The sequence below is a fragment of the Dyadobacter luteus genome, from assembly GCF_003383615.1.
GTDB classification, from domain to species: domain Bacteria; phylum Bacteroidota; class Bacteroidia; order Cytophagales; family Spirosomataceae; genus Dyadobacter; species Dyadobacter luteus.
Window position 1 is genome coordinate 401,277 of record NZ_QNUL01000003.1, and the last position, 8,035, is coordinate 409,311.

The window sequence follows — 8,035 nt, forward strand, 5'->3', positions numbered from 1 at the left end:
CTCTGGTTTCTGGTAAGGTCAAAATCAGGACCGGTAATTCTTCTGAATTACCGGTTTTTTTAGCTCGTGTTCAGTGTCATAGCGGTTGTTGTTGTTAAAGGTTCAGGTTGACTTTTTTATTTTCAATTGTGTAGGAAAAGCGATTGGGGTAACTCATTACATTCAGGATATAGGCAATATCCTTATCCTGAAATTTCCCGCTGAACCGCCAGTCGGCGTCAGTTAATTTCCTGGAATCGGCCGGCAACTGTATCCTGATGCCGTACCACCTTTCCAGTTTCTTCATCGCTGAGGGGAAATCTGATTTCTCGAAGTACAGAATACCGTCTTTCCAGCCTATCTGATCTTTGGCATCGAAAGGGCTTACCAGCAGTTCCCGCTCCTTTTTTTCAAAAGTGACCATCTCACTAGGATTCAGACACACACTGTTTTTCTCGGCACCCGGCTTCACATTGGCATTCACTTTCACCTTGCCACTGACCACGGCGACTTGCACCGCCCCGCTTTCAGGATAGGCACTTACGTTAAACTCCGTACCCAATACTTTGGTAGTAACATCGCCGGTATGAATGATAAACGGCGCATCCGGATTCTTGGTAACAGAGAAAAAAGCCTCCCCTTTCAGCGTGACCTCTCTTACATCGGAAGCGAATGTTTTGGGATAAGTAAGAGTAGAGCCAGAGTTGAGCTTAACCTTTGTTCCGTCCTTTAAAACGATTGTCTTTTGCTGACCATCGTCGGTCACCTCCTGCATACTGACCGCAGGAGCAGACATAAAAGTATCTTTGAAGAAAAAAACAGCTGCACCCAGGCAGCAGAGTATCATGACGGAAGCGGCAGCCATTTGCCACCCTGATAAAAAGCTTCGGGAAGAAATACGATGTGCCGGATCTTGTTCCTGATCAGCTTGCTTCACCGCATTGTCAAGCTGCAACCATTGTTCATTCGCATCACCGATCAGCGCGGGGTGCTGCTCGGTATGAAGTGCATATACAATCACTCTTGCACGTTCCGCTTCGGTACGTAATGCAGGATTCGAGAGAAGGAGTGCCTCCCAAAGTCCGGCATTTTCGTGTCTCAGTACCCAGGCCCTGAAATCATCGTCCAGAACAAAATCGTTACAAGAATATTCGTCGTAAACCTTTTTCAATAGGATAATATTTAGACTTTAAATTAATAAAGCTGGTTATCCTGCAAAGTGACCCTCCGAAAGTCACATTTTCTTATAAAATTTTAATATTTTATTTCACAAATTGATTAAACTACTGAAATACAGACGTTTGATATCTATTAAATCTTTGGCAAACGTTTGCATATCCTAACTAAATACCAACTGTGCCGTGATATTTGCTCCTATTGTCGCAATTAAAAACTGGAGAGGGGAAAGATGTGGAGTTTTTGATTCGCTGTCTGTGTTGAGTCTGGCGTTGAGAGTATCCAGTCCTTTGTAAACCAGCTTGTACACTGCCCTTGTGGAGATATTCATAATAGCGGCCATATCTGCGAATGAACGGTCTTCGTAGAATCGAAGATACAGTGCCTCCTTTTGCCTTTCAGGAAGAACTTTCATGGCGCTTTTTACAAGCGCTATATTTTCTGCGAGTGTCTGGTCATAAATCAACCTGGTTTCCACAGACGCCTCCATATGAAAAGTCATGTTGTGTTCATCCAGCCCAACGAGCTGATCTGCAACTTTCAATCGTTTCAGCATATGCCGGCGCAGAGAAGCCAACAGGTAATTTCTTATGGAGTCACACGGTCCCAGGAAACATCGTCTTTCCCAGATATTGAGAAAAAGAGTTTGTATACAATCCTTAACCTCTTCTTCATCACGGACAAATCTCAGTCCGTAATTCAAAAGCTGTGCATAAAAAGTCTTAAATACTTTCTCAAAGGCCGTATAATCTCCCTGTCTGATCTGCTCCCATTGCGGTTCGCTGATAATCGCCTGCCCTTCCTGATTTTGTACCGGTGCCATCTGACCGCCAGACAAAATCATATCATTGCTCAAATCCATAGGCTTTCCTTTCACAAGTGTTAATAATGTACCCGAAGGTCACGGCTTTAAATCCTTGACGCGCTTTTTAAAACACACCCTTAATTATTATTTTTTTTCTTAAAATATTTAAAATATACAATAACAACAGGATTATCTGTACAAAACATCAGTTGCAGTGCGGCGGCAACTTTTGGCTTTAAAGTGGTAGGGATGGTATGGCTAAAAGGATTATTTGGTCACGAAATACACCACAAAAAAAAGGAACACAACCAGTCCCAGAATGGTGACCAATCGGCCTGTCCAGGATCTCAGACTGAAAAATTTATCTTCCGGATCATATGTTTCGCGTTCACCTATTATTTCCAGAGAATTTCGGATTCTACCCCATAGTGAATTGACCTCCTGATTACTGAGGGAATCAGGTTTCCAATCAGACGCAGTAAGTACGAGTTCCCTTGCCCGCTCCACATTTGCTTTCATATAGGGATACTTCACGATCCAGTTTTCCCAAAAAGTACGGATGGACGGATCATCAGGAAACCGGACCCATCTTATAAAAAGATTTTCCATCGCTAACTCCTCGGCTGAATAATCCGAATACGGCTTCATCTCGTCTGCATTAAAACGTTAAGTCCGGTAGTGCAACCCACCAGACGGCAATAATTTGTGCTTCTGTTTAATCGAAGGGCACATTAAAAAAAGGAGGGCAAAAGTAATTTATACTCAAACGTATTTCAACTGAATGTTCAATTTATTCCTACGGCGTTTTAAAGGGCAATTAAACCTTGCAATAGTCCATTTGATATAGGTTTACGGTATTAAGTCAGTCAGGATATACGCAAGAATTATGCAGCTTTTAAAGAATTTATATCAGGTCGGCGGAGACCTGCACGGTATCACTTTCGACCAGCCCGGAGCATTATGGAACGATGCCAATTGTTATGCATTAAAAACAGATGCAGGTGTTATTCTTTTCGATTGTGGTTGCGGGGATACACTGGATCAGATTTTTGAAAATATGGCTTACTGGGGAATGCCGTCCTCGGACATTATATGTTGTATTCTCACACATGCACACCTGGATCACGCAGGAGGTGCAGCACAATTGCAAAAAACGGGTGTGCCTGTTTTAGCTTCAATAGAAACGGCTGATGCGATCCTGACCGGGGATGAAAGGTGCTGCGGATTTTTGTATCATAAAACTTTTACTCCCTTGCAGGCAGATCAGGTAGTAGCCGATATGGAATTTTTTCAGATCGGCGACCTAACAATTCAGGCGTTGTACGTGCCCGGCCACAGCATGGGATGTACTGCCTATAAATTTATTTGGGATCATAAAAATGTGCTGGTATGCGGTGATCTTATAGGTACTTTGCTTTCAGGAGATTTCGGCTGGAGCGGATCTATAGACTTTGACAAGCGCATTTACACAGAATCCCTAAAGAAAATAGCCAGAATTGACACTGACATTATGCTGCCTGGGCACGGCACGGCCTATTTTCATAAACCCAGGCGCCGCGTTGAAGAAGTCCTGAACGCAGCACTCATGCAATGGAGGTGAGGAAAATTACGCACATGGACTGATTTCTACGCGATCTAAAAATCACGTATTTAACCTCTAAAAATCTGAATTACAACAAAATAACTTTGGAATATAATTCAACTCAAATCAATCCAAAGTTATGAAAGCAGAAACAACAACCACACAATTTCTGGCTGCACTTGATGGTGTAGAACTGACCAAAGAGCAACACAACAGAATCGCGTCAGGTATCGCACAGGTTGTGATGAAAGAGCTTGCCTCTATCGACAACAGAGGAGATCTTGCATTGAGCAGGAAAATCAGACTTGAGAAGGTAAAGCTTATTCCGGGACCGATCATCGACGGTATTTATGCCAAAATTCACAAGGACATATTCAGTATATAATGTACTGATATGGAAACTCCCCGGAAACAAACCACAGATCCTTTGTTATGCCCCAGCTACGTAAGTAAGCCGGGGGCAAAATTGTTCGGCATTCAGAACAGCGAAGGAAAAATCGATTATCTGAAAGAGACGATCACCATAGATCAGACTTTCGTCGATACAGCTCAACAAGGACGTACAGCAGAGGAACGGTTCCGGTTTGCAGGCAAGTGCATTGAAAAAGGTTGCCATCAATGGAACGATAGCGCACATCAGTGCGGGCTCGTAAGTGCAATCATCGAACGCATGAACAGCCCTCTTTCGGATGCGCCGCAACACTGCCCGATCCGAAACCGATGCAGGTGGTTTGAGCAACGCGGGATGGAAGCCTGCGCCAACTGTAATGACGTGATCAGGAACCTTGAAGTACACCATTTTGCAGCTATTACGGCATGAAAATTAAGCAGCAGACTTTTGAAGTGATTTTGCTTTAAAGGTCTGCTTTATTTTTTCATTACATTTGCGAAAAAATAAAGATGCAGGACATCGCATAACCCTGCTCGCAACACGCAAATAATTTTATGACTTCGCATCAAATACGACAGGCTTTTCTGGATTTTTTCCGTAGTAAAGGACATTTAATCGTGCCATCTGCTCCGCTTGTGGCCAAAAACGACCCGACCCTTATGTTTAACAACTCGGGAATGGCGCAGTTCAAAGACTTTTTCCTTGGCAATGGCACACCTCCCTCCTCACGTATTGCGGATACTCAGAAATGTTTGCGCGTATCAGGAAAACACAACGACCTGGAAGATGTAGGTTTTGACACCTACCACCACACCATGTTCGAAATGCTTGGGAACTGGTCTTTCGGGGATTATTTCAAAAAAGAGGCAATTAGCTGGGCTTGGGAACTGCTGACAGAAGTATACAAACTTCCAAAGGAAAGAATGTATGTTTCGGTATTTGAAGGCGATTCCAAAGACGGCGTTCCTTTTGATCAGGAAGCCTGGGATTTGTGGAAACCAATCGTTGGTGAAGACCGGATTATTCTGGGAAATAAGAAAGATAATTTCTGGGAAATGGGCGACACAGGTCCATGCGGACCATGTTCCGAAATCCATATTGACCTGAGACCTGAAGCTGATCTTGCATTAGTGTCAGGTAAATCTCTGGTAAATAATGATCACCCGCAGGTAGTGGAGATATGGAACCTGGTATTTATGCAGTTTGAGCGTAAAGCCGATAGCTCGCTGATACCTCTGCCTGCTACCCATGTAGATACCGGAATGGGTTTCGAACGCCTTTGTATGGCTGTTCAAAGTAAAATGTCAAATTACGACACAGATGTATTCCAAAACACGATTGGTGTATTGGAAACGCTGTCGGGTAAAAAATATGCTGCCAATGATGAGCCGTTTGCGGATATCGCCATGCGCGTAATTGCAGACCACATCCGTGCCGTTTCTTTTGCAATTACGGATGGTCAGCTGCCTTCCAATGTGAAAGCGGGTTATGTAATCCGTCGTATACTTCGCCGTGCTGTACGTTACGGTTATTCTTATCTGGGACTGCAGGAGCCATTCTTCCATAAACTGGTACCTGTACTGGCTGAGCAATTCAAAGATGTATTTACAGAACTGAAAGCGCAGGAAGAATTCGTCACCAGAGTTATTCTGGAAGAAGAAAAAAGCTTCCTGAGAACACTCGAATCAGGACTTAAACGCCTGGATGTGATCATCTCTGCGCAAAAGGAAGCCGGTGTGAACACAATCGCAGGTGACGAGGTGTTCGAACTGAGCGATACTTTCGGTTTCCCTGTTGACCTTACTGCGCTGATCGCCAGAGAAAAAGGTTTCCAGATTGATGAAACTGGTTTTCAGGATGCGCTTCAGGAGCAGAAAAAACGCTCACGTCAGGATGCAGCCAAAGAAGCTACTGACTGGATTGAATTGCGTGAATCCGAAGGAGTTGAATTCCTTGGTTACGACTTTGAAGAAACACACAGCAACATTGTGAAGTACCGCAAGGTAAAAACCAAAGCTGGTGAAGAATACCATATTGTGCTTGATCGTACGCCGTTCTATGCCGAAATGGGTGGACAGGTTGGTGATACAGGGGTGCTGGAAGCGAATGGTAAAACGATTCGTATCTCTGATACAAAAAAGGAGAACGACCTTTTTGTTCATATTTCTACTGATAAGAATCTTGACGATACCTTGCAGCAGGCGGAACATGTGGTTGCAAAAATCGATACTATTCGTCGTGCGAAAATTAAAGCCAACCACACTGCTACTCACTTGATGTTATCATCTATGCGTGAAGTATTGGGTACGCATATCGGTCAGAAAGGTTCTTACCTGAACGATGAAGTATTGCGCTTTGACTTCTCGCACTTCTCGAAAGTGACCGACGAAGAACTGAAAAAAATTGAAGATATCGTAAACGGTAAAATCCGCGAAAATATAGCGTTAGACGAACGTCGTAATGTACCTATTCAGCAAGCGTTGGATGCAGGAGCCACAGCTACATTCGGAGAAAAATATGGTGATTTTGTAAGACTTATCATTTTCGATCCGAAGTTCTCTTTCGAACTTTGTGGTGGTACACATGTTCCGGCAACCGGAGAAATCGGCTTGTTCAAATTTACTTCTGAGGGATCCGTTTCGGCAGGTGTGCGTCGTGTAGAAGCAGTTACGAGTGAGGCAGCACTACAACTGTTGCGCCAGCAGGAAGAAACACTAAGCAAAGTTAAAGAGCTATTAAAAAATCCTACTGATCTTATCAAAGCTCTTGAAGGATTGGTAGAAGAGCGCAATGGCCTGCAAAAGAAAATTGCTGCTTTGGAAAACGAAAAGCTGCAATCGGTGAAGGCGGAACTGATCGCGGGTATGGAAAAGCATAAAACTTTTAACCTGATTGTTGAGAAGGTAAATGTTCCGGGAGCAGATTCTCTGAAGCAGCTTTCCTACGAATTGAAAGATCAGGTTGAAAATCTGATCGCGGTATTAGGTGCAGATGTGGCCGGGAAACCTCAGCTATCTGTATTCATCGCTGAGAACATCGTACAGGAAACAGGTTTGAACGCAGGTAAAATTGTGAAAGAACTTGCGAGAGAAATCCGTGGCGGCGGAGGCGGACAACCTTTCTTCGCAACTGCCGGAGGTTCAGATGCAAGTGGTTTGGATACGGCTCTTGCTAAAGCTAAGGAGCTTTTTTAATAGAAAATTTGAAGATTTTTGATAGAAGTGCTGTCTCGTAAGGGGCGGCTCTTTTAGTTTTGATGCTTACAATTACCACAATAGTTTGAGACCATCCGAATTATAGGGCTCCATATTCCCGTCATTACTGATAAAAGTAAAATCGTTGCACACAGCCTGCCAAATTAACATTCTGTCAAAAGGATCTTTGTGATGTGTTGTTTTTAACTGATAATATGAAGATGCCTCAGCAGTAGATAGCGGTATGTTGGTGAAGCCAAAGGATAAACAAAGTTCAGGGAGTTGAGCCGGAGTAATCGACTTCAATTGCAATTTACCAATACTTTGCTTTACTGATATTTCCCAAAAAGTCACCGCACTTATATAAATTTTGGATTCTGAATCTTGCAGCAGATTAGCCACCTGATCCGATAACCTTTCTTCTTCAAATAAATACCATAACAGCACATGCGTATCCAGTAAATATTTCATAAAGACGCATCATTTATCGGAAAATCATCTTCAGCATTGGCGCAAAAATCATCTGCCATAACATACCCTAAATGTTTTAACGGACCCAATGGACGCTGTTTTTTTTTCACCTTAGCGTCAGAGTCTTCCGGAGTAAAATACCCGATCACCTCCTTCTTTTTCCCGAAGGTCACAGCAATTTTCTCTCCGGCTTTCACCTGCTCAATCACATCCGAAAATTGCGCTTTAAACTCGCCCACTGTCATCGTTTTCATTTCTGCTCGGGTTTGATTTCAACAAATGTAAAAATTTCCTGACAAGTTGTCAAGAACGATTTAATTACACAAAATTCTTATATTCAAACACTTAATTATCTGACAAATCGAGTAGGAGGAAAATGAAAGTTTTCCTCCTTTCATTTTCCGTCCTCTCACACCACCGTGCGTACGGGCCTCGTA

At 43.2% G+C, this 8,035-nt stretch carries 9 protein-coding genes; 4 read left to right on the forward strand and 5 right to left on the reverse strand.

Annotated features, from left to right (window positions below):
* Positions 1–94: 94 nt before the first annotated feature.
* The 3 genes from DSL64_RS06700 to DSL64_RS06710 form a co-directional block, all read right to left on the reverse strand.
* Positions 95–1,150 carry a FecR family protein gene (locus tag DSL64_RS06700; protein ID WP_115829885.1) on the reverse strand — a complete coding sequence of 352 codons (1,056 nt, stop codon included), beginning with the start codon at positions 1,148–1,150 and terminating at the stop codon, positions 95–97.
* 168 nt (positions 1,151–1,318) lie between these two features.
* Entirely contained in the window at positions 1,319–2,032 is a 714-nt protein-coding gene (locus DSL64_RS06705; RefSeq protein WP_147300342.1) for an RNA polymerase sigma factor, read from the reverse strand.
* Positions 2,033–2,227: 195 nt separating this feature from the next.
* Positions 2,228–2,608: a hypothetical protein gene (locus tag DSL64_RS06710; protein ID WP_115829887.1), complete on the reverse strand. Its 381-nt coding sequence runs from the start codon at positions 2,606–2,608 to the stop codon at positions 2,228–2,230.
* Between the two features lie 238 nt (positions 2,609–2,846).
* Between DSL64_RS06710 and DSL64_RS06715 the strand changes: the two genes are divergently transcribed.
* The 4 genes from DSL64_RS06715 (at position 2,847) to alaS (ending at position 7,127) form a co-directional block, all read left to right on the forward strand.
* Positions 2,847–3,560 carry an MBL fold metallo-hydrolase gene (locus DSL64_RS06715; RefSeq protein ID WP_115829888.1) on the forward strand — a complete coding sequence of 238 codons (714 nt, stop codon included), beginning with the start codon at positions 2,847–2,849 and terminating at the stop codon, positions 3,558–3,560.
* 121 nt (positions 3,561–3,681) lie between these two features.
* On the forward strand, positions 3,682–3,927 hold the full coding sequence (locus tag DSL64_RS06720) for a hypothetical protein (protein ID WP_115829889.1): 246 nt from the start codon (positions 3,682–3,684) through the stop codon (positions 3,925–3,927).
* Positions 3,928–3,936: 9 nt separating this feature from the next.
* On the forward strand, positions 3,937–4,362 hold the full coding sequence (locus DSL64_RS06725; RefSeq protein WP_115829890.1) for a hypothetical protein: 426 nt from the start codon (positions 3,937–3,939) through the stop codon (positions 4,360–4,362).
* Between the two features lie 125 nt (positions 4,363–4,487).
* Entirely contained in the window at positions 4,488–7,127 is a 2,640-nt protein-coding gene (gene alaS, locus DSL64_RS06730) for an alanine--tRNA ligase (protein WP_115829891.1), read from the forward strand.
* A gap of 72 nt (positions 7,128–7,199) precedes the next feature.
* On the opposite strand, the gene DSL64_RS06735 is transcribed toward alaS, so the two are convergent.
* Together DSL64_RS06735 and DSL64_RS29145 are read right to left on the reverse strand one after the other, a co-directional pair.
* Positions 7,200–7,598, reverse strand: coding sequence for a type II toxin-antitoxin system VapC family toxin (locus DSL64_RS06735; protein ID WP_115829892.1), 399 nt, complete (start codon positions 7,596–7,598; stop codon positions 7,200–7,202).
* Complete coding sequence (locus DSL64_RS29145) at positions 7,595–7,852, reverse strand: type II toxin-antitoxin system Phd/YefM family antitoxin (protein WP_199539339.1); 258 nt, start codon at positions 7,850–7,852, stop codon at positions 7,595–7,597. The genes DSL64_RS06735 and DSL64_RS29145 overlap by 4 nt, the downstream gene beginning before the upstream one ends.
* Positions 7,853–8,035 lie beyond the last annotated feature (183 nt).